Below are 26,266 nucleotides of genomic sequence, written 5' to 3'. Positions count from 1 at the left end.
AGAAGTTAAGTAGTAAAAACTTAATCACAATATTCAAGAAAGGGGAGAAAAATATACTACTATGAACATATTTAGCAACGAAGATTTAAACATATATTTAAAATCGGTAAGAGAACATAAGCTAATTACTCACGAAGAAGAAATTAAACTTGCAGGACAAATACAAAGAGGCAGCGCAAAAGCAAAAAACAAGATGATAAACGCAAATTTGCGACTTGTTTTGAAAATAATAAAAAGATATACGGGAAAAGGACTAAAAATTGAAGACTTAATTCAAGAGGGCAATTTAGGATTAATAAGAGCTGCTGAAAAATATGACCCGAATAAAAACACTAAATTTTCAACTTATGCATCTTTTTGGATTAAGCAATCGCTACAAAGAGCATTAAACACTAAAACTAGATTGGTAAAAGTCCCATACAGAAAAGAAAATCTAATACTACAAATAAATAAATACTTAACAGAAGAAGAAAAATCGCCCAAAAAAGAAGAAATAATGAAAAGATTTAATTTATCTCCTTCTCAATATATTAAAATTATTCCTTATCTTGAAAAAGAATATTCTCTGGACAAAGAAATAGAGGGATCTGAAAATTCAACACTTTTAAATCTATACGAGGACAATTCTTTTAATCCTGAAATTACTCTTAAACAAGACTCAACTCTAAAACATTTGAATTATATACTTGAAACAAAATTAACCGAAAAGGAAAGATATATAATCAAAAAAAGATACAACCTAGACAATAGTCCAAAAAAAAGCACCTTAAAAGATATTTCAACAGAACTTGGAATATCATCAGAAACTGTAAGACAAATTGAAAAAAGAGTTCTTAAAAAACTAAAAGAAGAGATAAATTAACATTGACATTCATGACATGTTCTGATCTACTTTTAAGTCAGTGGTCATGAATGTTTATTTTTATGTTAAAAAAAACAAGTTTATTATTGTAATTTTTATTATAATTTCTATTGTTATTGCAAGAACTCAAGCACTTACAAATTTTTTCTATTTTAACAATAATTCAAAAGTTGCAAATGCACCACTTAAAGATGAGTTCCAAAAAATACAAACAGACAGCTTAATAATAAAAAATAAAAAAGCCAAACTTAAGCCTAAGTTTTACTTAATAATTGACGACGTAGGTTATGATGAATTTATGTTAGAACGATTTATAAAACTTAACCTTGAAATAAATTATGCAATTATTCCATTTTTACCAAAATCAATGAGTTTATATAAAAAACTAAAAAACAATAACAAAAAAGTAATAATACATTTCCCAATGCAATCAAAACATAGAAATTCAATAGAAAAATTTCATATAAACATAAAAGATAAAAAGGAAGAAATACATAAAAAAATAGAAAAAACATTTAAAATGTATCCTGATATAAAAATAATGAATAACCACATGGGTAGTTTAATTACTTCAAATAAAGATTTGATGAAAATCATTTTAATAAAGCTTAAAGATATTGACAGATATTTTTTCGACAGCGTGACTATTGCAGGAAGCGTACCAGAAACAATAGGCAAAGAAATTGGAGTTAGAGTAGAAAAAAGAGACGTATTTCTTGATAATAAAGACACAGAAGAAGCCGTATTCAAGGAACTTGAAAAAGCAAAAAATATTGCTAGAAAGCATGGAATAGTAAAAGTAATCGGGCACATTTGGTCTAAAAATACACTAAAAGTACTCAAAAAAGAAGAACCTAATTTAAACCAAGAATTTGAATTTGACAACTTATTAAATCTTTACGAGGAATCAATCAGATGAAAGTACTTGGAATAGAAACCTCTTGTGACGACTGTTGCATAGCTGTAGTAGAAAACGGCATTCGTATTTTAAGCAATATAAAATTAAATCAAAAAGAACATAAAAAATATTACGGCGTAGTACCTGAAATTGCCTCAAGACTTCATACTGAAGCCATTATGTCTGTTTGTATAAAAGCTCTAAAAAAGGCAAACACTAAAATATCTGAAATTGACTTAATAGCTGTAACATCTAGACCTGGACTCATTGGGTCTTTAATAGTTGGATTAAACTTTGCCAAAGGTCTAGCAATTTCATTAAAAAAACCTATTATTTGCATTGACCATATCTTGGGCCATCTTTATGCCCCTTTAATGCACTCAAAAATAGAATATCCATTTATATCATTATTACTAAGCGGCGGACATACATTGATTGCTAAACAAAAAAATTTCGATGATGTTGAAATACTTGGAAGAACTTTAGATGATTCTTGTGGTGAAGCTTTTGATAAAGTAGCAAAACATTATGATATGGGATTTCCAGGAGGCCCAAACATCGAACAAATATCTAAAAATGGAGATGAAAACACATTTAAATTTCCAGTTACCAACTTTAGAAAAAAAGAAAACTGGTATGATTTTTCATACTCTGGACTCAAAACAGCTTGCATACACCAACTCGAAAAATTCAAAAACAAAGATAATCCAACAACAAAAAACAATATAGCTGCAAGCTTCCAAAAAGCTGCCTTTGAAAATCTAATTACACCACTAAAAAGAGCAATAAAAGATACTCAAATCAACAAATTGGTAATAGCAGGCGGCGTTGCAAGTAACTTATACTTAAGGGAAAAAATAGATAAGCTTAAAATACAAACTTACTACCCCCCTCTTGATCTTTGCACAGACAATGGAGCAATGATTGCAGGACTTGGATTTCATATGTATTTAAAATACGGAGAAAGCCCAATCGAAACTGATGCAAATTCAAGAATAGAAAATTATAAAAACCAATATAAGAGGAGAAAATAGCAAATTGAAAAGAGTTTTAGCAATGCATGATATTTCAAGTATGGGAAGAACATCTCTTACAATATGCATGCCCGTAATATCTTCGTTTAATATTCAAGTGTGTCCTTTCGTAACAGCTGTCCTTTCTGCTTCCACAGCTTATAAAAAATTTGAAATAGTTGATTTAACTAATCATTTGGAAAAATTTATCAAAACATGGAAAGAACAAAATGAACATTTTAACATGCTCTATACAGGATTCCTAGGAAGTGAAACACAACAAATAATAATAAAGAAAATAATTAAATTGATAAAATTTGAAAAAATTATAATTGACCCTGTATTTGCTGACGATGGAAAAATTTATCCTATATTTAATAATAAAATAATTAGTGGATTTAGAAAAATCATAAAGTACGCAAACATAATAACACCTAATATCACAGAACTTGAAATGCTAAGTAAAAGCTCAAAACTTAACAACAAGGATGATATCATAAAAGCAATATTAAATCTTGATACAAAAGGTATAGTAGTTGTTACAAGCGTCAAAAAGGGAGATCTTTTAGGAAACATCTGCTACAATCCTAAAAACAAAGAATACTCAGAGTTTTTTTTAAAAAGATTAGAACAAAATTTCAGTGGAACAGGAGATTTATTTACTAGCTTACTTATAGGATACTTGGAAAAATTCGAAATGGAACAGGCTCTAGAAAAAACAACAAAAGCTATTCACTTAATAATAAAAGACTCAATTAAAAAAAATGTTTTTAAAAAAGAGGGGGTTCAAATTGAAAATTTTTTAAAAAATACATTTTAAATTTTAATTTCATTAAATTTAATTTAAAAGATTGAATCGATTTTTTATTACAAAAGCAATATTTGCATTGTAATATATTGTTAAAATAGCATGTATAAAAATCTGTTACAAAGCAAGTCTTTATTATTTTTATAGGTAAATAAATATATGTCAAATAGAAAAATAATATTTTTTACAGGAGGGGGAACTGGGGGTCATGTATTTCCAGGAATTTCCATAATACAAAAATTAAAAGAATTTGACAATGAAATTGAATTTTTTTGGATAGGTAAAAAAAATTCAATAGAAGAAAAAATAATAAACGAACAAAATAATATTAAATTTATTTCAGTTCCATGCGGTAAACTTAGACGCTATTTTTCTTTTCAAAACTTTACTGACTTTTTTAAAGTAATACTTGGAATAATAAAAAGCTTCTACGTTTTAAAAAAATATAAACCTCAAATTGTCTATGCAACTGGAGGATTTGTATCAACTCCTACAATTATTGCATCTAGTTTGCTAAAAATAAAAAGAATAACCCATGAAATGGATTTGGATCCTGGACTTGCAACAAAAATTAACTCTAAATTCGCAAATAAAATATACACAAGCTTTAAAGAAAGTGAAAAATACTTTAAAAACCACAAAAAAATTATTTATACAGGATCTCCTATAAGAAAAGAATTTTTAATCCCAAATCCAAAAATAATCAAACAATTAACTCAAGATACTAACAAACCAATTGTTAGCATACTGGGGGGATCTCTTGGCGCTAATGCTTTAAACAACCTTGCGCTCTGTATTAAAAAGGATGCTGAAATCTACTTTATCCATCAATCAGGAAAAAACTTAAATGACCTCAGAGAAGATAATTATCTGAGAAGGCAATTTTTTAATGCGGAAGAAATGGCAAGTATAGTTAAATTTTCCAATATAATAATAAGTAGAGCTGGTGCTGGAGCAATAAAGGAATTTGCAAATGCTTGCACATGTGTAATTTTGATTCCATTTAAAAAAGGCTCTAGAGGGGATCAAATTAAAAATGCAAAATTACTAAAAAATCAAAATGCTTGCATTTATATAGATGAAGATAAAATTTTAAATACAAATATTTTAAAAATTATAAAAGAAACTTTAAAAGATAAAGAAAAAATCAACTCTCTCAAAACAAATATCAAAAAATTCAATAATAAGCATTCTTCAACTTTAATAGCCAAATTGCTAATAAAAGATATTAAGGAGACAAAATCTAAATGATAATAAACGATCCTGTAAAAATAACCGGAATAGTAGATATACTAATAATAATAATTTTTACATCTTTGGGGTTTAGAGGATTTTTAAGAGGATTTATTAAAGAAATTAGCGGATTTGCCGAGGTTTTTGTTTTAATACTACTACTTTACAAAAAAACTGAAGAATTTAGAAAACTGGTTGAACCTATTATTGAACTATCTTACATTCAAGCGCTACTTGTATTTTTTCTGCTCATACATATAGGATTTTTAATACTACAAGCCTTAATAGAATCAATAATAAGCCAACTTAAATTATTATTCTTCAATAGAATACTAGGTTTAATGCTCGGCCTACTTGAAGCTTTTGGAATAATTGCAATCGTGGTTTACATAATACACTCACAACAAATATTTAAGCCTGAATATTTTCTAAAAGAAAGCAAACTCCTTGATTATTTAAACCCCGGAATAAACTATCTCTTTAAAATCTCAAAAACAAAATAAGGACCTAATAATGACAATACTCCCAAAAATTGCCAAAGACATAATAAACGCATATGATCAAAAAATATTGCCAAATGCAATTCTTTTGCTAGGAGAAAAGTTTTCATCAAAAAAGGTCAGTGCAATTGAGCTTGCAAAAAAAATATTAAATGAAAAAAACTTAACAAACCCTAATTTGCTCATTTTTTCAAATATCGATACAATAGAAACAAAAGCACATCTTTCTGTAGATTCGCATAAGGTAATAAATAGATACTTAGAATACATTAAAACTATAATTTTTACCAAATGTTATTTCAGTAATGAAAAAAATTTAAAAAAAATAGAAAAAAATATAAACTACATCAATTCTGTTTATTATAAAAAAGAATATAATATAAACATAAAAAATGAGCTTATAAAAAATATAGAAAATATAAACAAAGAACTAAATCATAGCATTACTATTTATAATATAAAAAAAATTCAAACTTGGATTTTTTCCGAAAAAGAAAAACCAAAAGTAATCTACATAAACGAAATCGAAAATTTATCATTCAATGTACACAACTCACTTTTAAAAATACTAGAAGAACCTCCTTTAAATATTTACTTTATCTTAGCAGCAAGAAATAAAAACAAAATACCAAAAACAATACTTTCAAGACTTAGGATCTATAATTTTACAAAACCAGAAAGAAGCCTAGGAATTAAAAGATTCAAAGAAAGTTTTCTAATAAACAAAGATATAACAATTGAAGAGTATTTCGCCTCATTTTACAAAGAAGAAAGCAAAAAAATAAAAAAAGAAGTGATAAAAATTTTAAATATAATAAAAGAAAAAAAATCTATATTTAACCTTGAAGAAATCGACTTCTTTATAAAAGATGATCAAAGCTTAAAAATATTTTTAAACGAACTTACAATTAATATTAGAAAAGATTTTTTAGAAAATAAGATAAATATTAACCAATATCTCAAATACACAGAACATTTAAAAAATATTTACAAATATCGCCCTTATAATCAAAATAAAAAATTAATAATAGAAAACTTAATGCTAAACTACGAGGAGATATGAATAATTTTTTTAAAAAAGCCTTAACAAAGCTAAACAAATTATCTAATGAACAAAAAACCAAATTTATTGAACAAATTTATAAAAAAATAGAAATATATGATGGTATATTTGCATCAATTAACGAAGGGATCATTGTACTTGATAAACAAAACAATATAATCTATTCGAATAAGATTTTATACCAAATTTTAGCTTTAACATCTAAATCAAAAATAGAAATTCTTGATGATATTCAAATTCCAATCTTAATAAATTTAATAAAAGAACTGGTTAGAACAGAAGATAAAATAATAGGATTAGAAGTTCCAATCTCAAACAACATATATATTAAAATTTCATTTATGCCTTATGTAAAAGAAAAAAAACTTGAAGGCAATATTATTTTAATTGAAGACATTAAAGAGAAGAAGAAAAAAGAGGAACTGTTTAGAAGAGTTGAAGCTTTAGCCTCTTTTACAAGACATGCAAGAAATATTGCTCATGAAATCAAAAATCCACTTGGAGCAATCGATATAAATTTACAACTGCTAAAAAAAGAAATAAAAAAACAAAAAATAAAAAATGGTAAAGCTGACAATTATTTTAAAGTAATAAAAGAAGAAATAAACAGGGTAGATAAAATAGTAACAGAATTTTTATTAACTGTCAGGCCAATAAAAATCAACTTACAAGAGAAAGACATTAAACAAGTAATAAACAGTGTGTGTGAATTGTTAAATCCTGAATTAGAAAACAAAAATATAAAACTATTGCTTAATTTAAACAAAATAAGCAATATTCTCATTGATGAAAAACTATTAAAACAAGTTATTATAAACATCGTTAAAAACGCAGAAGAAGCGCTACTTGAAACAAAAAAAGAAATAAAAAAAATAGAAATTTTTCTTTTAGAAAAAGATAATAAAATACATATCAACATAAAAGATAACGGAAACGGAATAAAAGATGAAGTAAAAGAGGAAATATTTAAACCCCAATTTAGCACAAAAGAAAAAGGAAGTGGAATAGGTCTTACTATTTCTTATAAAATAATAAAAGAGCTTGGGGGTGAAATTTTTGCTGAAAGCAAAGAGGGTAAGGGCACTATTTTTACAATTACACTTCCCAAACTAAATAAAAAAAATATTTTAATTGAAGGGTATTGAAAATGAGCAAAATACTTGTAGCTGATGATGAAAAAAACATTAGAGAAGGAATTGCTACCTATCTTGAAGATGAAGGATATTTTGTTTTCACTGCTAGCGACGGAGAAGAAGCTCTTGAAACAATTGAAAATGAAAATCTTGATGTAATAATATCTGACTTGAGAATGCCCCAGATATCTGGAGAAAAATTGCTCAAAATAGTTAAGGAAAAAAATTTAGAAATACCTTTTATTATTTTAACAGCCCACGGAACAGTTGATTCTGCTGTAGACGCCATGAGAGAAGGTGCTTACGATTTTTTAACAAAGCCTTTAGATCTTGAAAGACTTTTACTAATAATAAAAAGATCGTTAAATAAAAAAGAACATAACAATGAAGAAAATATCAATTTAAAAAATATACTTATAAGAAAAGATTTAAAATACTATGAAAAAATCATGGGAAAATCACTGTTAATGCAAAAAATTTTTGAACTTGTAATAAAAATAGCAAAATCAAATGCATCTGTTCTTATAACAGGCGAAAGCGGTGTTGGCAAAGAAATAATAGCCGATGCCATTTTTGATCTTTCAAACAGAAATGACAAACCATTTATAAAAGTAAATTGCGCTGCACTTTCTGAGAGCATTCTTGAAAGCGAACTTTTTGGCCATGAAAAAGGAGCATTCACTGGTGCAATTTCCAAAAAAAAAGGCAGATTTGAACTTGCCAACAAAGGTACAATTTTTCTTGATGAGATAGCAGAAATTTCACCTGAAATTCAAGTTAAACTTTTAAGGGTATTGCAAAACAAAACTTTTGAACGTGTTGGGGGAGAAAATACAATTAAAGTTGACATTAGGCTTCTAGCTGCAACAAACAAAAACCTTGAAGAGGAAATTAAAAAAGAAAAATTTAGAGAAGATTTATTTTATAGATTAAATATCATTAATATAAACATACCGCCCTTAAGAGAAAGAAAAGATGACATATCCTATTTGACAAGCATACTAATAAAAGACGTAGCAAAGGAAAATAATAGAAAAGAAAAAACCCTGTCTAATGATGCAATGAAAGCCCTCTATTATTACGATTGGCCAGGAAATATTAGAGAATTAAAAAATGTACTTGAAAGCGCATTGATATTATCAAAGGGTAAGCAAATCACCAAAGAAGACTTACCGGCAAAAATTAAGAATAATGAAAATCTTATATTTAAGATAACACTTCCGATAGGAATTAGCCTAAAAGAAGCTGAAAAAGAGATAATAAAACAAACACTTTTTCATTGCAAAAACAACAAAAGTAAATGCGCAGAAATATTAAAAATAGGAAGAAAAACTTTACACAATAAAATAATCGAATATCGCATTGATCAATAAGATTTATTTTAAATTATCAAATTATAATCAATATAAAAAAATAACATTAATTTAAATTAAATGTATAGTTTTGAAACCAAAAAATTTTTTAATATCAATAATTATATTAAAATGAAACACTTTCTTTCAAAGATCTGATAAAAAAGTGTAAAAATATTTTTATCAAACAATTAATTATATATTATTATCTATTAATAATCAATACAATTTAATAATATTGTATTTAGCTGACTACAAGTTAGTTTTACTTTAAAAGCTTTAAAGGGTTAATAGGAATATTTTTTTTTAATATTTCAAAGTGTAAATGAGGTCCCGTTGAACGCCCCGTTTGACCTACCTTTCCAAGAAATTCGCCCGATTTAATCAAATCCCCTATCTTTACAGAATATGAATTTAAATGCCCATAAAGAGATTTGATATTATTTTTGTGGCCAACTACAACAAAATTACCATAAAGATCATTGTATCCAACTTCAATAACTATTCCAGAAGAAGAGGCATATACTTCTGTATTCATTGGAGCTGCAAGATCTATTCCAGTATGAAAACTTTTATTGCCAGTAAAAGGATCATTTCTAAATCCAAAATCAGAGCTAACAATAAATTTTTTTAAAGGAAAAATAAAGTTGGCATTTAAGAAAAAAAGTAACTCCGTACCTGAAAAAAGTCCATAATCTGAATTCTTAATAAAATCAAAAAAATAAAACTCATAAACTTTGCCATTCCTTTTAATTTTTATTTTTTCGGCCTTGGTAAGATCCCTTGTTGCTAAAAGCAAATTATTAAACCTATAATCTTTACTATCAAAAACAAAAACTCCTTTTTTACTAGGAATAAGAATCTCTTGACCAACACTCACAAAAGGAGAATCTAATAAATTAACGGTAGCAATGCCAGACTGCCATCCATTTATTTTATTAGCAATTTTAAAAAAAGTATCTCCTTTTTTAACCTTATATAAGTAAAAAAACAGGGGAATATGCTGTTTTTTATTATATTTTAAAACTTTAATTTTAAGATCAGAAAAAATAGGATCTTTTCTTGAAAAATTTTTTATTTCTGGATAAGAAAAAACACAAATTATTTTAAAAAAAAAGAAAACTACTTTAAATAAAAAAAAATTATTCATACTGCAAACCATTTCCCGCTTAATTAATCAAATATAATAAAAAACATAAAAAAAATAAATCGGGATTGGACTTGTAAATAATAACAAACTATAATAAACTGTCTCTTAACATGGAGCTAAACGAATACCAAGAAAAAGCAAAAAAAACTGCTAAGTACAAAAACAAAAAAGAAGAATTAATTTTAACAACACTTGGTCTTGCTGGCGAAACTGGAGAAGTTGTTGAAAAAATAAAAAAATTAGGAAGAGACAAAAATTATATTATTGATGATGAATATTTAATATCAATTAAAAAAGAGCTTGGGGACGTTTTATGGTACTTGTCAACTTTAAGTAATAATTTAGGCATTACGCTTGAAGATGTTGCCCTTACAAACCTAAAAAAAATAAAAAAGCGACATGAAGATGGAACGATAAATGGCGAGGGTGATGACAGGTAAAGCATTTAAATTGAAAAAACTTAAAGTCCAAAAATAAAAATGCTTAGTACTTATATCAAGGGAATTTTACTTGGAATTGCAAACATAATTCCAGGTGTTTCCGGAGGAACGTTAGCTTTAATATTAAGAATTTATTACAAAGTTATAAACTCTATTTCAGATCTCCTAAAATTCAAAGAAATTAAAAAAAATTCAACTTTTTTAACTATTTTGGTAACAGGAATGTTAACCTCCATATTATTGACTGCAAAAACATTTAAAACTTATGCATTTGATAATGGAATAATAGAAGCATTGCTAATAATGTTTTTCATAGGATTAACATTCGGGAATATGCTAACACTAAAAAAAGAAATATCTATAAAAGAAATAAATAGTAATACAAAAATATTAAAGCATTTATTGTTTTTTATTGGTATGGCCATCATTGTATTTTTCTTAATAATTAAAGAATCTAATATACAATTGCAAAGTATAATATCTAAAGACAAAAACTCAATAAAATATTACTTATTATTAATATCCTCTGGGACAATAAGTGGAGCATCAATGATCTTGCCAGGAATCTCGGGATCTGCAATGCTTTTACTACTTGGATTTTATAAAGAAATAATACTTATTATATCTGAATTTAACATTGCCCTTATTATAATATTTGCAACAGCTGTACTAATAGGAATAGTTACATCAATATTAATAATAAAAAAAATAATAGATAATCACCTCAATAATTTTATTTATTTATCAAGAGGCTTAATTTTTGGATCAATTCTACAAATGATATTAATCGTTTTAAAATTAAACTTTAAAATTAGCCTTACATCTTTTACATCTTTAGGAACATTATTTATGCTAGGAATCTTTATAAACAAAAAAATAGCTGAAAAATGTAAATAAAAAATTTGGGAAATACCGAAGACCGGACTTGAACCGGTACGGAGCTTCCTCCTCAGGATTTTAAGTCCTGTGTGTCTACCACTTCCACCACTTCGGCATAGAATAATATAATAAATAATAATATATTGCGATGTCAAGTTAAACAAGAAAATAAATCTAAAAACTCAATTGATAACTATTTTTTGGGGAAAATTTTCAATAGAATAGTTGTTATGCAAATAATCTGTAATTACAGACATAAATGAATATAGAGAAACCCTGGCAAAAAAATTAGAAAAAACTCTAAAATCAATTTTATTTGCCAACATTGAAACATTGTTTGAATCATTTATTAGGCTAAAAAATCCATTATTGATTAATAAATCAATAATAACAAATTCAGATTTATCTAAAATAAACATCAATTTATCCATTTGGTCTTTTAAATATAAAATTTGCTCACTAATTTGCAAGCTAGTAGGATTTTTAATAAAATCATTGCTTAAATTATAAATAACAATACCATAACGGGTATCCTTAAATTTAAAATCAACAAGCAATCCTAATTTTAAATCGTCATAATCTTGAATTACACTTAAAACTTTAATTTTTATTTTACGCTTAGAAAGAATGCTAACAGAAAGCCCTTTCCCTTGATCAATAAAATAAGCATTCTTAAAAGTTCTAAATAAAAGTCTATTATTGATTAAATCAAGAACATTTTTATCCTCAAGATTCTTAATAATTATTAAATCAAAACTTTGATTTAGAATATTATAAGCAGAATCTAATAATTCCTGAGAAAAATTATCATTTAAATTAAAATTTGCAACCTTAAGCTCCAAAACACTAAAATCTATATTTACAAAATTACAGGAAAAAAATAAAACACTAAGCAGAAATAAACTCTTCAAGTTGACGCTTTGTCTCAACAACTTTAAATACAAGTCCATACTTTTTTGCAGCACTACTGTCTAACCAAAAATCCCTATCAGTATCCTTTTCTACTTTAGAAATCTTTTGTCCTGTTTCTTTTGAAATAATATTATTAAGCTCTTTTTTAACTTTATTTAACTCATTAGTATAAATCTCAATATCTGTGGCAACTCCTTTGAATCCACTCAAGGGCTGATGCAATAAATACCTGGCAAAAGGTAGTGAAAATCTATTTTCTAATTTTGCAGCCAAAAAAATTAAAGCGGCAGCACTAGCAACAAGTCCTACTCCAACTGTAAAAACTTTAGGCTTAACAAAACGGATCATATTAAAAATAGCAAATCCAGCATCAATATCGCCTCCTTCTGAATCAATATACACGAATATAGGCTTCTTAAAATCTAAGGTCTCCAACAATAATATTTTTTCCTGAAAAAGTCGAGAAACATCCTTAGTAATCTCACCAGCAATAACTATTGATCTACTCTTTAAAGCCAATTTCAATGATTTATCATGCAAAACACAAATATTATCATCTTCTCTACCAGTCATAAAACATCCCTTATACAAAAACATCATGATATATTATAATTGAAAATAAAAGGTTTTTAAATAATAAGAAAGCATAAAAACTAAACACTAGCACCTAATTTCTGAAAATCAAAATACTAATAAATCTTTATTAAACTTCATTATATTTAAAAAATACTCTAAATTTATAAACAAGTAAAATCTAAAAAGGGGTTTATAGTGCATCATGAATTTGCAGTTATCGGGGGAGGAATAGCAGGAAGCACCATTACTTATGAACTACTTAAAAGAAATAAAAGGGTAATTCTTTTTGATGACGAAGATACAAAAGCAACAATAATATCAGGTGGACTTATTAATCCTATTATGGGTAGAAAAATGAATATTGCCTGGAAAGAATCGCATATTTTTGAATTTGCAAAAAACTACTATCAAGAGGTTGAAAAAACTATTAAATCCAACTTTTTTATAGAAAAAAATATTTTTAGACCCTTTACCACTGAAAATCAAAAAAATGAACTGGTTGATAAACTTAAAAATGATAAAAACATGACAAACTTTATTTTAAATATAAAAGATGAAAAAATTTATGATTTCTCAAATGACTCTAACGGCGGAATGATAATAAAAGGCGCTAGGATTAACACAAAAATCTATATAAAAAATATTAAAAAATATTTAATCAAAAAAAATTCATACATAAACAAAAATATCGACGAAAATAAAATTAAACCTGAAGAAAATCTTTTTAAAATAGAAAACTTCAAATTTGAAAAATTAATATTTGCAAAAGGATATAAAGAAAAAATTAAAGGATTTTTTTCCTACCTTCCATTTGAACCTGCAAAAGGCGAAATCATTATATTAGAATGCAAAAAATTAAATTTTAAAGAAGTTTACAATAGGCACGTATCTTTAATTCACTTAAAAGGCAATAAATTTTACCTTGGGGGCACTTATGAATGGAACACTTGGAATACGCTTACAAATGAATGGGCAAAATTAGAATTATTGAAAAAATTTAAAAAAATAACAAATCTAAAATGCAAAGTCATTGATCAAAAAGCACACATAAGGCCCTCAACTCTTGATAGAGAACCTTTCTTAGGAGAACACCCCAAGCATAAAAATATATTTATATTAAATGGTTTTGGAACAAGAGGTATATCTATGGCGCCATACTTATCCAATTTATTAGTTAATAATATTGAAAAAAATGAAAAAATTCCAAATCATTATAATATTAAAAGGTACGCAAAATATTACAATATTTTGTATCATCCTTAAAATCAAAAATTTAAATCCGTGCTAACAAACGATTACATATCTTAATATTTCTAAATTCATAAAAAAATAATATAATGTTTAGGTTAAGCTAGAATAATTCTTATCCAAAGAGAAACTAAAAGTGAAGCAAGATTTAATAAAACAATTAAAATTAATTAACACTTTCAAAACAAACCAGGAGAATAATCTTTGGGATTCAATATTAATATTATAGGAACTGGAGGAACAAGACCCCTCCACAATAGATATTTGTCATCCGTACTAATCGAATACAATGGAGATAATTTTTTATTCGATTGTGGAGAAGGAACTCAAATGTCTTTAAGGAAACAAAAAATATCTTGGCAAAAAATAAAAATGATTTGTATTACACACTTACATGCTGATCACATCACGGGGCTACTTGGAATAGTAATGTTAATGTCACAAAGTGGAGAAACAAGAAAAGATCCATTAATAATTGCTGGACCTGTTGGAATAAAAAACTATACAAAAGCTAATATAGATATGCTTAAAATCTATAAAAACTATGAAATAATTTATAAAGAAATAATCATAGACGAAACCGAAAAAATAATATATGAAGATAAAACAAAAAAAATTGAATATACTAGACTAAAACATTCAATAGAATGTATTGGATATTTATTTATAGAAAAAGATAAACCTGGTAAATTCAATACAGAAAAAGCAGAAGAGTTAAATATTCCTAAAGGACCTATTAGAAAATCCTTGCAAGATGGAAAAGAAATACTAATAAACGGAAAAATTATAAAACCATCAGAAATACTTGGAAAATCTAAAAAAGGATTAAAAGTCGCATACATTACAGATACTGGTTATTTTAAAGAGCTCATAGAACAAATCAAAAATTTTAACCTTGTAATAATTGAGAGCACATTTAAAAATGAGCTTAAAAAAGAAGCAGATAAAAAACTCCACTTAACAGCTAGTAGAGCTGCAAATATTGCAAAGCAAGCAAAAGTTTTACAAACAGGACTTATTCATTTTAGTGAAAGATATACATTAAGAAAAGATCTTGAAAACTTACTAAAGGAGGCAAAATTGGAATATCCAGATGGAGAAATTTTTTTAACAAAAGATGGAATGAGACTTGAAGCAAACAAAAATAAATTTATTATTAAATAGGAGGGTATATGATAAATGTAGAAAAAGTTACCAAAATGTATGGTTCATTTACAGCGCTATTTAATGTTAGCTTTAAGGTTGAAGAAGGAGAAGTGCTTGGCATACTTGGACCAAATGGAGCCGGAAAATCCACATTAATCAAAATCTTAACATCATTTCATTATCCAAGCAAAGGTAATGTAAAAATTTTTGGAAAAGACATTGTAGAGCATTCAAAAGAAATATTACAACAAATAGGATATGTTCCTGAAAAATTAGCTCTTTATCCAGAGCTTTCTGTTAAAGAATATTTAAAGTTCATATCAGAAATAAAAGGTGTTAAAAAAATAAAAAAAGAGATTGACAAGGTAATAAGCATATTCAAATTAAAAGAAGTTGAAGATAAGTTGATTTCTCAACTTTCAAAAGGATTTAAACAAAGAGTAGGAATAGCTGGTGCTTTAATAAACAATCCTAAACTTGTAATACTTGATGAACCAACAAATGGTCTTGATCCAAATCAAATAATTGAATTTAAAGAATTCTTAAGAGAACTTACAAAAGAAAGTACAATATTATTCTCTTCACACATACTAAGCGAAGTAGAATCCATTTGTAAAAGAATAATTATTGTCAACAACGGAGTAATTGTTGCTGATGACACAAAAGAAAATATTATTAAAAATAAGCTCAAAGAGATTGAAATAGAATTAATAGTTTTAAAAAAATCTGAAAATGAAAAAAAAATTTTCAATAGTAAAAATGATATTTTTACATTAATACAACTTGAAGAACACAAGAAAGACTTAAACATTTCATTAAAACTATCTCAAGGCAAAACAGAAGAAGATCTCTTTAGTTACATAGTAAAAAATAATATAATCTTAAAAGCAATGATTCCAAAACACGAAAGCCTTGAAAAAATATTTAGCAAATTAACCAAGGAGAGAGAAAAATGAAAATAGATTTAAAGCAATCTTTATCGCTTTCTAAAAAAGAACTAAAAATATTATTTGGAACTCCAACTGCATACGTTGTGATGCTATTTTTTTTAATATTTATAAACTTTTCATTTATTTTTTTATCAGGATTTTTTATTAAAGACAATGCATCTCTTACCTCTTATTTCTCTTCAATGCCTATTATTTTGATGTTAGTACTGCCAGCACTTAGCATGGGAGTATTCTCAGAAGAGCACAAAACAGGCAGTATTGAGCTTCTTTATGCTCTACCACTAAGTCCTCAAGAGATAGTCTTGGGTAAATTTATTACTCTTAAAATATTTACCCTAATACTATTCTCACTTACCTTACCTCTTACAATAATGACAATTTTCATGGGTGAATTTGATCTTGGGATAATATTGCTTCAATATATAGGGATAATTCTTTATTCTCTTTCTGTACTAAGCATGGGAACATTTATCTCCTCTATTACAAAAAGTCAAATAGTCTCTTACATTCTAACTGTATTTACCCTAATATTAATATTATTTTCTGGAAAATTGGTCATGATCTTTGGTAAAGAAAATATAATAGGAGAAATGCTTAATTTCATTTCAATAACTAATCACTTTAGCTATTTTAATATGGGCATATTAAACTTATCAGACTTTATTTATTTTATTACATTCACAATCACATTTTTAATACTAAGCACACACAGCATAACGCTAAAAAAATGGAGATAAAATTATGAAAAATAAAGAAAATGAGGTTTTAAACCTAACTTTAAACCTTACAATAATCTTTTTGATTTTTTGCAATATATCTATTTTCATTTTTAAAATAGACTTTACAAAGCACAAAGCTTTTACAATATCTAAAGTTACAAAAAATTTGTTCTCAAGCGCAAATGAAACAATATATATAACATATTACAATTCAGGAAGCCTTGAAAACTATTTTGCGTTTCCAAATCAAATAAAAAATTTTTTAATAAGCTTTTCTGATGCTTCAAAAGGTAAGGTAATTTATAAAGAAGTTGATGCTGATAAAATTTCAACACCATTAGAGCACATTGGAATTCCTTCTCAGCAAATCGACTTAAGAGATATTAATCAACTCTCAATACTTAAAATATACTCGGGAATTGAAATTATTTACGAGGGAAAAAGAGAAATAATACCGGTTGTAACAGAAATCAGCAATTTAGAATATGACCTTGCAAATGGACTTGACAAACTAATAAACAATACAAAAAAAGTTTTAGGACTTGCTTTTGGAGATAGCACTTTAAAAGAAGCACACAAAAACTTTTCTGAAATAATGAAAAAAGCATTTGATATTGAAATAAAAGAAATAGATTTAAAAACTGAAAAATTAGAAGACATAAGAAAAGAAATAAATGGATTATTCATTATCGGAGCTAAAGAAATTGATGAAGAGATTGCAAAAAAAATTGACGATTTTATTGTTAATGATGGAAAAATATTTGTTGCAACAAGCACAATTGACTACAACCCTCAAAATCCATATGGCATAACTCCTATTAAATCTAAACTATTTGATCTATTTGAAAGCTATGGTATAAAATACGGCGAGAATATTATTCTTGATAAAAGAGCGCCTACAATCTTTTTAGGTGGCAATTTCCAAATTTACTATCCATGGATCTTAATAGACAAAAGTAATATTGTAAAAAAAGACATACCGCTTCTGAAAAATTTTTATTCTGCTACAATCCCTTGGAGTAGCTCATTAGAACCTGTAAAAAAAGATACAGCAGAAGTAAAATTTTTACCTCTATTTGCAAGCTCCAAACAATCATGGCAAGTTAAAGAGCCTAATCTTTCAAACATATCTTTGAATGCATTTGAAGTTCCAAATAAATTTGAAGAGAATAAACTCAAAATACTAGGATACGCAATTGAAGGAAAAATTAAAAGCCTTTATAAAGAACAATATTCCAAAAATTCTAAAATCATCCTAACAGGATCAAGCATGATATTTAGTGATTATATGTACAATGGTTCTCCATCAAACTTTGAACTATCAGGAAGAATTTCAGATTATTTAATGCAAAAGGAAGAATTTTTTAATATTAAGTCCAGAGAAGTACGAGCTAAATTAAAATTCACAGGCTCTTCAAACGAAATGGTCAATGCAAAGTTTTCATTAATAATTGTTAATTTAATTATTCTTCCAACGATAATATTAATATTTGGACTTGTTAGATTTACTAGAAAAAGAAAAGCAAATTAAGAATAAAGGAGTGAGCATGACAAATCTAAAAATATTCTCAATCAATAAAGAAAAAATAAAAATATTGATAATAATAGTGTTAACATCTACGTTCTTATTGGGAATAATTTTTTCAAATGAAAATAAAGTAGCAAGAATACTGGAAGAAAAATTTTTTGATTTTGACTTGAATTTAATTTCTAAAATTGAAACAGAACTTGAAGGAACACTAACAAAACTTGGCAAAGATTGGATACTAACATATAACAAGCAAAATATTCCCGTTGACAATAAAAAGGTTAATTCTCTAATCAAGGCATTAGACGAGCTTCAAAAAAATAAACTTGTAAGTAGAGATCAAAAAAAACATAAAGAACTGGGAATTGGAGAAAACCCAAGTTTCAAATTATTTGACAATAATAATAAACTGTTAACAGAAATTTTTGTTGGAAAATCAGGAGAAGGCGATTCAAGATTGGCATACATCAAAGGTAGTGACAAAAATGTCTACTTAACAAAAAATATTTTCTTATCATACAAAGGGAATTCTTATAATACATTTTCAGATACTACATTATTTCAAGAAAAAAACACAAAATTAGAAAATTTATCATTCAAAATAATAAGAAAATTAAACAAAGAAAATGAAAACAATATAAATAATAACTATGAGGTTACAACTAAAGATGGTCTTTATTTTTTAAATAATCAAAAAATATCAAAGGAAAGGCCTTTAAATATTATTGCTGAATTTAAAGCTGATGGACTTGAAATTGATAAATTTAAAATAAATGACTATAAGCTTCAATACAAAATTGAAATCAAATGGAGCAATAAAAGTGTTAACAATATGGAGGTTTATTTTAATAAAGACGAAGAAAATGACAAAGACATATTAATCAAAAAAGATAAAGATGAATATTACTATATGACTAGTAAATGGACTTTTTTTGATGTATTTAACTTAGAAAAAAAATTAATGGAAAAAGATAATACCTCTAACAATGATAATCAAGAAGATAGCCATGAACATCACAATAATACAGATTAATTTTGCTATGCATTAAAAAAAATAAAAAACAAAACATATAAAAATAAATATAATAAAATGCAACCATAACAATAAACAACATTTTATCAAAAAATAAGATGTTGTTTTGTTTTTTACCGATAAGTTAATCTTTTAAATTAAAATTAATATGTTGGTTAAAACAAAAAATAGTCTGTCTGTCAAAAATTGACTTAATAAAAACTTTAATACTTTAATAGAAAAAAATAAAATTTAAATGAATAGATTCTTTTAACCTTTGGTGTCTTTAGTAAGTAAAAATTTAACTTTTTTTAAAACTTCATACTCTTGTTTAATTTTAAAAACATTTCTATTAGGATTTAATTCAAGCTCACTTTCTACCCTATCAATGAAATTTATTAATATGGCTTTTTCATCGTTATTTAGCACAACGTTACTTAAAGATTCTTCAGCATTAAATTTGTTCACAACTTTTTCAACATCATTAAAATTAATATTAGAAAAAGAATGATCCTCAGTTATATTTTGAGAACTGGGCTTTTCACAATTAGCAATATCACTGCTTTTACCTTGATCTGCTTCATCTCTCAAATTTTTATCTGAATAGTTAGAAAAAGAGCCTTCAATAGCTTGAGAATTCAAGTCCTTTTTTAAAATGCTTTCAAAGTCATCAATTTCTTTTAACTCAAGACTTTCATCAGAACTCTTAAGAATAGTGGAATTACCACTGTCCTCATGCTCAATGTTTTCATTCTCATCAATTAAATCTAAATGCTGTTTTTTATCTAAAGAACTCTCCAATTTTTCATTATGATTTAACTCAATATTTTCTAAAAAGAAGTTATCGCTTGCAAAATCAATACCTTCTTTTTCAATAAAATTATTAGACATATGTAAATTGTTGGTCAAATTAGAATCTTTATCTCTATTAAATTTAACACCGTGTCGAACCCCTTCATTTTCTTTTGGAACATAATTGATACCTTCAAGCAACGCATCTAATTCTTCTTGTCCAATAGAAATATTAGGCAAATTGTCTTCTTTTTTAGAAAATGAATCGTCAATCTCAGAAGAATTTTTTTCAAAATCTTTCGAATCAGAAGCAATAAAATCTCTTTTTACAAGCTTGAGCCCATTATCAAGCATTTCTTTTTCAACTCTCTCAACACGAAGCTCAACATCCTTTAAACAATTAATCAACTCGCCATGCCTTTCTTTTAATATGTTATCTAGTTTTAAAAGCTTTTCATCCAAAAAAAATTTAATATTATCTGATGCTGTAGGACCAATATCAACAGAATCATTTCTTAAGAATACTTTTTCTATATCAAAATCAACTTCCTTAGGACCTTCTTTGATAAAAAAAATGTTTTTCTTCATGCCAAACCTGCTCTCCAAAACCAACCAATATAACTACAATCTAAATCAACTTTAACTACTTGTAAATATAGTATATTAAGAATATAATTACAAGCTATATGACTATTTATAAAAAAATTGCAATGTCTTTTTACTCAGGAATACTAAGCTATTTTATAATAGCTCCCATATTTGGAGAGAGAGGATTTGTCAATTATCAAAAATTGGACAACAATTTAACATTAATAAAAAATCACATCGAAAAACTAAAAGAAATTCAAAAAGAATTAAAAGCAAGATATATTAATTTGCAAGTATCTAAATCCGAAATTCTAAAAGAAGCCAGCAAATTGGGCTACTACCCAAAAAACTCAACAGTAATAAAGATTAATAATAAAGATCAATATAACCAAGGGCAAATATTAACCTTACAAAAACCCATTTCCAAGAATCAAAATTTTTTCCTTATATCAATAGCAATAGGTTTAATTTATTATTTTTTATCAAGCTGCATTATCCAAACCAAAAAAATTACAAAAAGCAATAACCTTGCTTCCGACAGTTCTAAGGATTAGTTTTTATTGAAAGTATTTATTTTTAAAAATATAATATATTTATTAATTAATTTAATTTGTGCATCATTTTTTTGCATATCGTTAGTAAATTTTTTTTCAAATGAAAGTCAGTACAATCCTTTTGTTAAAACAAATATCCTAAAAAAATATTTGCAATACATTGGAATATGCAAAAGTATAAAAAAATATACCCTGATACATGATTTCAATCCTAAATTAAAATTAGAAAAAAATTGCTTTTTAAAGCATATAGCCGGCAATTCATATATAGTATACAAAACAAAAAATGAAGGAATACTATGGGGTGATTATCGGTACTCTTTACTGAGTAAAGGAAAATCAACCACTAAAATAATTTTTAACAAATTATTTAATACTTTAAAAATCTCAATTCCAGGCGCCCTACTCTCTTATATTGTAGCAATAGTCCTTATTATAATTTGGAAACTTTACATAAAAAATAACCTAATAAATAATTTTCTAGAATATTTAATGCTATTACTCCACTCCATGCCAAGAAACTTAACAGTATTTTTAATACTGTCTTTAATATATTGCTTAAATTTAAATCCAAAAAATTTAATAATAGGTGGATTTGCATGGTTTTTTTCATTCTTTATATTCAATTCTGTAATTTTTAAACAATCTCTTGACAAAACTTTATCAGAATTTTACATAAAAGCTGCAAAATCAAGAGGAATAAATAAATTACAAATAATCTTAAAACATGCATTAATTCCATCAATAACACCATTACTTACAAACATGAGGCCTATTATTACAACTGCTTTTTTTGGAGCATCGATGATTGAATCAATGTTTGAAATTGATGGAATTGGGGCCTTATATTTAAATGCTTTAAAATACAACGATTATGTTATTTCTAAAGATTTGATTTTTATTGGTGTTTTCATTATGCTTATTCCAAATATAATAACAGATATACTAATTTACAAAATCAACCCATATAAGGATACACTAAGCTAATGAAATCAGATATAATCATAAAAAAAATTTATATAGCACTCTTCAACATATTTATTATATTGTTAATCATTACTCCAGAATTGGTTAATGAAAATTCAAAAATTGCAATCTACAAAAAAAATCCAAATAAAGTTTATTTAAAATCTATCAAAAAAATTCCTATGCCACCCACAAAAGATAATCCACTAGGAATTGACAAAATGGGAAGAGATATTATGGCAAGATTAATAATTGCAACCAGAAATTCTATTCTACTATCACTAAGCTACGCAACAATTTCTGCAATAATTGGAATCTTAATTGGAACAATAATTGGCATGTTTAGTTTTGAAATTTGCATGCTAATTTCAAAACCAATCGAAGCGTTGCAAACATTACCTTTTTTTTATATTGTGTCTCTAGTTTTTTACTACTTTTTAAAACAAAAAACTTACAATATGCTTCAAACAGCAACACTATTGGCATTAATTCATGGATGGATTAGGTTTGCTTTTATTGCAAGAAACAATACATTGATAATAAAAAATTTAGATTATATTAAAGCCAGTGAAGCTATGGGAGCAAGCAAAATTAGAATAGTATTAAATCACATTTTTCCAGAAGTATTCTCATCAATATCATCTATAATCCCATTGCAAATGGCAAGAAGTCTTACCACTTTTGAAGTAGTAAGCTTTTTACAAAAACAAAATAAAAATTTATATCCCAGTCTTGGAGAACTACTCAACTATGTGGAAATGGGTAACGAATATCTATGGATATGGATCAATCCCCTACTCATATTAATAAGTATAAACATAATACTAGCAATAATAAATTTAAAGCTGAAAAAAAAATGAAACATTTAATCTCATCTTAACTAAAAAATTAACAAACTCTTGGGGCAAGTTTTTCTAAAAAACAATTAACACAACTTAAATTTCTAGAAGTGCAAATTTCTCTTCCATGCTTATTAATAGCCATAGAAAATCTATACTGTTTACAAGGTTCTATTTTTCTTTTTAGGTCCAGTTCAATCTTAGTAGGAGACTTTTCCAAAGAAAGAGCATGTCTTGTAATAACTCTGCTAAAATGAGTATCTACAATAATTGCGGGCTTATTGTAAACAGATCCAAGAATAACATTTGCCGTTTTCCGACCTACTCCGGGTAGCTTAACAAGATCAAAAATATTATTTGGAATAACACCATTAAATTTTTCCAAAACATCAATAGCGCAATTTACAATATTTTTAGCTTTCCTTGAATAAAAACCGGTCTTATAAATTAATTTTTCAACATCTCTCACATTTGCTCTTGACAAACTTTCAAAATTTCCATACCTTTCAAAAAGATCCGGAGAAATTTTATTTACCAAATTATCTGTTGTTCTTGCACTTAAAATTACCATTATTAAAAGTTCATAATGATTTTTATAATTTAAGAAAGGTTTAACATCAGGATACCTAAACAAAGTTTCATCAACAATCAAATCAAGATTAATCATAAAAAAATTATAAAACATTATAAACACAAAACAAAAAATATACAAAGTAAAGGTATCTAGATTTTATTGACAAGGATTTTTCAAAATGATATACTCATCATTAGCGTTTTAAAAAGCACTAATAGCTCAATTGGATAGAGCAACAGACTTCTAATCTGTAGGTTTTAGGTTCGAGTCCTAATTGGTGCGCTTCATTCGGGATGTGGCCTAGTGGCTAAGGCACCTGCTTTGGGAGCAGGGGATCGTGAGTTCGAATCCCACCATCCCGAAAAAATACTTAAAACTTAAAAAGCTAAAAACAAAGTTTTTAGCTTTTTAATAATTTTCACAAATCCAATAAAACTACAAAATCATTCAACTTTCTTTAAAGAATTTAAATCTAAAGTAATAAGGCTCTTAAACTCGTCTTGCAAATAAATAAAATTATTTCTCACAGAAAAGCTAGTAAAAGGCAAGATTTTATTCTCTGAAAGAATAAACTGATCCAAACTTTTAGGAGAGAATTTAGCCAATCTCCAATCATTATTACTATCCTTAACAACTACCAAAATCATTTTAGAGTCAACATAAAGAGATGAATTTTTATTAATCTCAAAATTAGACTCTGATATCACTTTTAAATTATCAAGTTTATTGAGTATCTGAAGCTTGGCTTTCCCTGAATCCATTTTAATAACAACTAAATCTTTTTCACGTTCATAAATTCCATACCGATGAATGCCTTGTTGAGTACTTTTTTGGAGTCTAACACCAGTAGTTAAATCAATAAGTTGGAGCGTTCCTAAATTTGTAATTGGATCTATAACCTCCAAAAATACAGGACTACTGGAATCTATAGACATAGTAGTCAAATCTCCATTTAAAAAATCAGATTGGCTTTTAATTTGGGACTTAGTTTCTTGCAAATCAACATCTTTGTTATCTACGCCCGATTTTGAATCAATGTCTTTATAAGAAAACTTATCTAAAGGTAATGATTCGCTAACCTCATTGTTGTTAGACTTGGAAATTTTATCTATTTTATCAACCTCAGAAACAAGTTTTAAATCTTTTTTACTATCTATTTTTTTATCCCCAGATAATTTTTCATCTTCAAGTGTCATAAGATTTTTGTTATTATTTAAATCGTCTAAACTTGCCTGTGATTTACCTTTGATTACTTCTTCTTCCTTGCCTTCAATTTTTTCTTTACTAGAATCTTTAGAATTTAAATCTCGATTAAGATCTAATGCTTTATCTTTACTTTTTAAAAGCTCTTCATCATTTTTTTTGATTTCAATTTGCTTTTCAATTTCTCTTTTTTGATTTTCATCACTAGTTTCTTTAAGCTGCTCCTGCAAATCTTCTAGGCTCTCTTTTATCTGTAGCTGTTTATCAGCTTTAGGAGAACTTACATCACCAGGTTTTGGTAAATTCTTTTCTTTATTAATCTCGTTAATATCATCTTGAATCTTCTCTCTAACAGTATCCCTTTGAATATCTAAATTATCTTCATAAGAATCTAATTTTTGTTGGGCTTTATCAAGATTGATTATCTTTTTATCCAGTTCTTCTTTTTGTTTCTTTTTAGCATCAACCTGACTTTCAATCTCTTTTCTATGTTCTTCATCTGTAGCCTTTTCAAGCTGATCTCTTAAATTCTCAATAGTCTCTGTTATATTAGAATCACTTTCATGAATATTGTCTAATTCAAGATCAATTTTATCTTGATCTGCTTTATGAGTTTCACCTTGAATGTCTGTAATATCTCTTGCAAAGTTAACACCTGCTTCATTCTCACTCAAAAGAGCTGACACCACTTTATCTGTAACTAAACTATCAATATCAATGTCAGACTCAACATTTCCAGATAAAATATTTTTTTTAAGAGGAATAAATATTTGTGTATTACCAGCCCATTGACTGTACACCCTGGAAAGACCTGCATTTCCTTTGGCTAAAGACTTCAAAGCAGGCTCAATATAAAAACCTTTATAATAATCCAAATCTCCCCTATAAACAGCATTATATATTGTAATAACCTTAGCAATTAATTCCGCACTAGATCTCTCATAATCGAAAGACTTCATTAAATACCCTGTAAGAATTCTTCTTAGATTCAAGATGCTATCAAGCTGCGACTTAATGCCAATAGAAAAAACATCAACACTTGCTTTTTTATCTTGATCATCAATAAATCTATTAATAAAATATTTACCATAATAGCTTGAGCTACTATTGGAATTAATTAACGGCCTTGCTAAAAACTCCCCAATACCCACTATCTGTTCGTATGTATTTGTAGAATCATAAGGACCTTTATAATTTACAAACTCAAGATCCATATTAACAAAATCCTTTAATTTCTCCTTATCAACTTCCCTTGCATTAAGAGTAAATGCATTCAAAAAGATAAGAAAAAAACTAAAGATTAGTAACATTTTTTTCATAAAAGAAAT

The 26,266-nt window shown here is 26.7% G+C and carries 25 protein-coding genes, 3 tRNA genes and 1 pseudogene; 22 read left to right on the top strand and 7 right to left on the bottom strand.

Features of this window, described 5'->3' with window-relative positions:
* The first annotated feature begins 61 nt into the window (after positions 1–61).
* The 9 genes from rpoS (at position 62) to QIA31_RS04380 (ending at position 8,883) form a co-directional block, all read left to right on the top strand.
* A complete protein-coding gene (rpoS, locus tag QIA31_RS04420) occupies positions 62–862 on the top strand; it encodes an RNA polymerase sigma factor RpoS (RefSeq protein ID WP_301394390.1) in 801 nt (266 codons plus the stop codon).
* Positions 863–908: 46 nt separating this feature from the next.
* Positions 909–1,781, top strand: coding sequence for a divergent polysaccharide deacetylase family protein (locus QIA31_RS04415; protein WP_301394389.1), 873 nt, complete (start codon positions 909–911; stop codon positions 1,779–1,781).
* Entirely contained in the window at positions 1,778–2,794 is a 1,017-nt protein-coding gene (gene tsaD, locus QIA31_RS04410) for a tRNA (adenosine(37)-N6)-threonylcarbamoyltransferase complex transferase subunit TsaD (protein WP_301394388.1), read from the top strand. The genes QIA31_RS04415 and tsaD overlap by 4 nt, the downstream gene beginning before the upstream one ends.
* A 4-nt stretch (positions 2,795–2,798) precedes the next feature.
* Entirely contained in the window at positions 2,799–3,593 is a 795-nt protein-coding gene (locus QIA31_RS04405; protein ID WP_301394387.1) for a PfkB family carbohydrate kinase, read from the top strand.
* Between the two features lie 147 nt (positions 3,594–3,740).
* A complete protein-coding gene (murG, locus tag QIA31_RS04400) occupies positions 3,741–4,832 on the top strand; it encodes an undecaprenyldiphospho-muramoylpentapeptide beta-N-acetylglucosaminyltransferase (RefSeq protein ID WP_301394386.1) in 1,092 nt (363 codons plus the stop codon).
* Positions 4,829–5,317: a CvpA family protein gene (locus QIA31_RS04395; protein ID WP_301394385.1), complete on the top strand. Its 489-nt coding sequence runs from the start codon at positions 4,829–4,831 to the stop codon at positions 5,315–5,317. Before murG ends, QIA31_RS04395 begins: the two co-directional genes overlap by 4 nt.
* Positions 5,318–5,327: 10 nt before the next feature.
* Positions 5,328–6,377 carry a hypothetical protein gene (locus tag QIA31_RS04390; RefSeq protein ID WP_301394384.1) on the top strand — a complete coding sequence of 350 codons (1,050 nt, stop codon included), beginning with the start codon at positions 5,328–5,330 and terminating at the stop codon, positions 6,375–6,377.
* Entirely contained in the window at positions 6,374–7,522 is a 1,149-nt protein-coding gene (locus QIA31_RS04385) for a two-component system sensor histidine kinase NtrB (RefSeq protein ID WP_151060405.1), read from the top strand. Before QIA31_RS04390 ends, QIA31_RS04385 begins: the two co-directional genes overlap by 4 nt.
* 2 nt (positions 7,523–7,524) lie before the next feature.
* Positions 7,525–8,883 carry a sigma-54-dependent transcriptional regulator gene (locus QIA31_RS04380; RefSeq protein WP_301394383.1) on the top strand — a complete coding sequence of 453 codons (1,359 nt, stop codon included), beginning with the start codon at positions 7,525–7,527 and terminating at the stop codon, positions 8,881–8,883.
* A gap of 244 nt (positions 8,884–9,127) precedes the next feature.
* On the opposite strand, the gene QIA31_RS04375 is transcribed toward QIA31_RS04380, so the two are convergent.
* Entirely contained in the window at positions 9,128–10,012 is an 885-nt protein-coding gene (locus tag QIA31_RS04375) for a LysM peptidoglycan-binding domain-containing M23 family metallopeptidase (RefSeq protein ID WP_301394382.1), read from the bottom strand.
* A 110-nt stretch (positions 10,013–10,122) separates the two neighbouring features.
* Here QIA31_RS04375 and QIA31_RS04370 point away from each other — a divergent pair, with 110 nt between their 5' ends.
* Both QIA31_RS04370 and QIA31_RS04365 read left to right on the top strand, forming a co-directional pair.
* Positions 10,123–10,452 carry a nucleoside triphosphate pyrophosphohydrolase family protein gene (locus QIA31_RS04370; RefSeq protein WP_151060402.1) on the top strand — a complete coding sequence of 110 codons (330 nt, stop codon included), beginning with the start codon at positions 10,123–10,125 and terminating at the stop codon, positions 10,450–10,452.
* 39 nt (positions 10,453–10,491) lie between these two features.
* Positions 10,492–11,349: a DUF368 domain-containing protein gene (locus tag QIA31_RS04365; protein WP_301394381.1), complete on the top strand. Its 858-nt coding sequence runs from the start codon at positions 10,492–10,494 to the stop codon at positions 11,347–11,349.
* A gap of 13 nt (positions 11,350–11,362) precedes the next feature.
* Here the strand turns inward: QIA31_RS04365 and QIA31_RS04360 are convergent.
* From QIA31_RS04360 to QIA31_RS04350, 3 genes are all read right to left on the bottom strand, one after another.
* A tRNA-Leu gene (locus QIA31_RS04360) sits at positions 11,363–11,446 on the bottom strand.
* A gap of 67 nt (positions 11,447–11,513) precedes the next feature.
* Positions 11,514–12,173: a hypothetical protein gene (locus QIA31_RS04355; protein WP_301394483.1), complete on the bottom strand. Its 660-nt coding sequence runs from the start codon at positions 12,171–12,173 to the stop codon at positions 11,514–11,516.
* A gap of 46 nt (positions 12,174–12,219) precedes the next feature.
* Complete coding sequence (locus QIA31_RS04350) at positions 12,220–12,816, bottom strand: ATP-dependent Clp protease proteolytic subunit (protein WP_301385884.1); 597 nt, start codon at positions 12,814–12,816, stop codon at positions 12,220–12,222.
* Positions 12,817–13,014: 198 nt separating this feature from the next.
* Here QIA31_RS04350 and QIA31_RS04345 point away from each other — a divergent pair, with 198 nt between their 5' ends.
* From QIA31_RS04345 to QIA31_RS04320, 6 genes are all read left to right on the top strand, one after another.
* A complete protein-coding gene (locus QIA31_RS04345; RefSeq protein WP_301385883.1) occupies positions 13,015–14,082 on the top strand; it encodes an NAD(P)/FAD-dependent oxidoreductase in 1,068 nt (355 codons plus the stop codon).
* Between the two features lie 189 nt (positions 14,083–14,271).
* A complete protein-coding gene (locus QIA31_RS04340) occupies positions 14,272–15,231 on the top strand; it encodes a ribonuclease Z (protein ID WP_301385882.1) in 960 nt (319 codons plus the stop codon).
* A gap of 8 nt (positions 15,232–15,239) precedes the next feature.
* A complete protein-coding gene (locus tag QIA31_RS04335) occupies positions 15,240–16,169 on the top strand; it encodes an ABC transporter ATP-binding protein (protein ID WP_301385881.1) in 930 nt (309 codons plus the stop codon).
* A complete protein-coding gene (locus tag QIA31_RS04330) occupies positions 16,166–16,900 on the top strand; it encodes an ABC transporter permease (RefSeq protein WP_151060396.1) in 735 nt (244 codons plus the stop codon). The genes QIA31_RS04335 and QIA31_RS04330 overlap by 4 nt, the downstream gene beginning before the upstream one ends.
* A 4-nt stretch (positions 16,901–16,904) precedes the next feature.
* Entirely contained in the window at positions 16,905–18,413 is a 1,509-nt protein-coding gene (locus QIA31_RS04325; RefSeq protein ID WP_301385880.1) for a GldG family protein, read from the top strand.
* A 16-nt stretch (positions 18,414–18,429) separates the two neighbouring features.
* Positions 18,430–19,443 carry a DUF4340 domain-containing protein gene (locus QIA31_RS04320; protein ID WP_301394380.1) on the top strand — a complete coding sequence of 338 codons (1,014 nt, stop codon included), beginning with the start codon at positions 18,430–18,432 and terminating at the stop codon, positions 19,441–19,443.
* 249 nt (positions 19,444–19,692) lie between these two features.
* On the opposite strand, the gene QIA31_RS04315 is transcribed toward QIA31_RS04320, so the two are convergent.
* Positions 19,693–20,802, bottom strand: a complete 1,110-nt coding sequence (locus tag QIA31_RS04315; protein WP_301394379.1) for a hypothetical protein — start codon at positions 20,800–20,802, stop codon at positions 19,693–19,695.
* 98 nt (positions 20,803–20,900) lie between these two features.
* Here QIA31_RS04315 and QIA31_RS04310 point away from each other — a divergent pair, with 98 nt between their 5' ends.
* The 3 genes and pseudogenes from QIA31_RS04310 (at position 20,901) to QIA31_RS04300 (ending at position 23,202) form a co-directional block, all read left to right on the top strand.
* Positions 20,901–21,356, top strand: a complete 456-nt coding sequence (locus QIA31_RS04310; RefSeq protein WP_301394378.1) for a septum formation initiator family protein — start codon at positions 20,901–20,903, stop codon at positions 21,354–21,356.
* 6 nt (positions 21,357–21,362) lie between these two features.
* A complete protein-coding gene (locus QIA31_RS04305) occupies positions 21,363–22,343 on the top strand; it encodes an ABC transporter permease subunit (RefSeq protein ID WP_301394376.1) in 981 nt (326 codons plus the stop codon).
* Positions 22,343–23,202, top strand: a pseudogene (locus tag QIA31_RS04300) (ABC transporter permease subunit). Before QIA31_RS04305 ends, QIA31_RS04300 begins: the two are co-directional and overlap by 1 nt.
* Positions 23,203–23,210: 8 nt before the next feature.
* Here QIA31_RS04300 and QIA31_RS04295 read toward each other — a convergent pair.
* Positions 23,211–23,846, bottom strand: coding sequence for an endonuclease III domain-containing protein (locus QIA31_RS04295; protein WP_301394482.1), 636 nt, complete (start codon positions 23,844–23,846; stop codon positions 23,211–23,213).
* 97 nt (positions 23,847–23,943) lie between these two features.
* On the opposite strand from QIA31_RS04295, the gene QIA31_RS04290 reads away from it, so the two are divergent.
* Both QIA31_RS04290 and QIA31_RS04285 read left to right on the top strand, forming a co-directional pair.
* Positions 23,944–24,017 (top strand) — tRNA-Arg (locus tag QIA31_RS04290).
* A gap of 7 nt (positions 24,018–24,024) precedes the next feature.
* Positions 24,025–24,097: transfer RNA gene (locus QIA31_RS04285), tRNA-Pro, on the top strand.
* A gap of 81 nt (positions 24,098–24,178) precedes the next feature.
* Here the strand turns inward: QIA31_RS04285 and QIA31_RS04280 are convergent.
* Entirely contained in the window at positions 24,179–26,257 is a 2,079-nt protein-coding gene (locus QIA31_RS04280; protein ID WP_301394375.1) for a P83/100 family protein, read from the bottom strand.
* Between the last annotated feature and the right edge of the window lie 9 nt (positions 26,258–26,266).

The sequence above is a fragment of the [Borrelia] turdi genome (genome assembly GCF_030439285.2).
In the GTDB taxonomy this organism is placed as follows: Bacteria; Spirochaetota; Spirochaetia; order Borreliales; family Borreliaceae; genus Borreliella; species Borreliella turdi.
The sequence above is the reverse complement of the archived record's forward strand: the minus strand, read 5'-3'. Positions and strand labels throughout refer to the sequence as shown.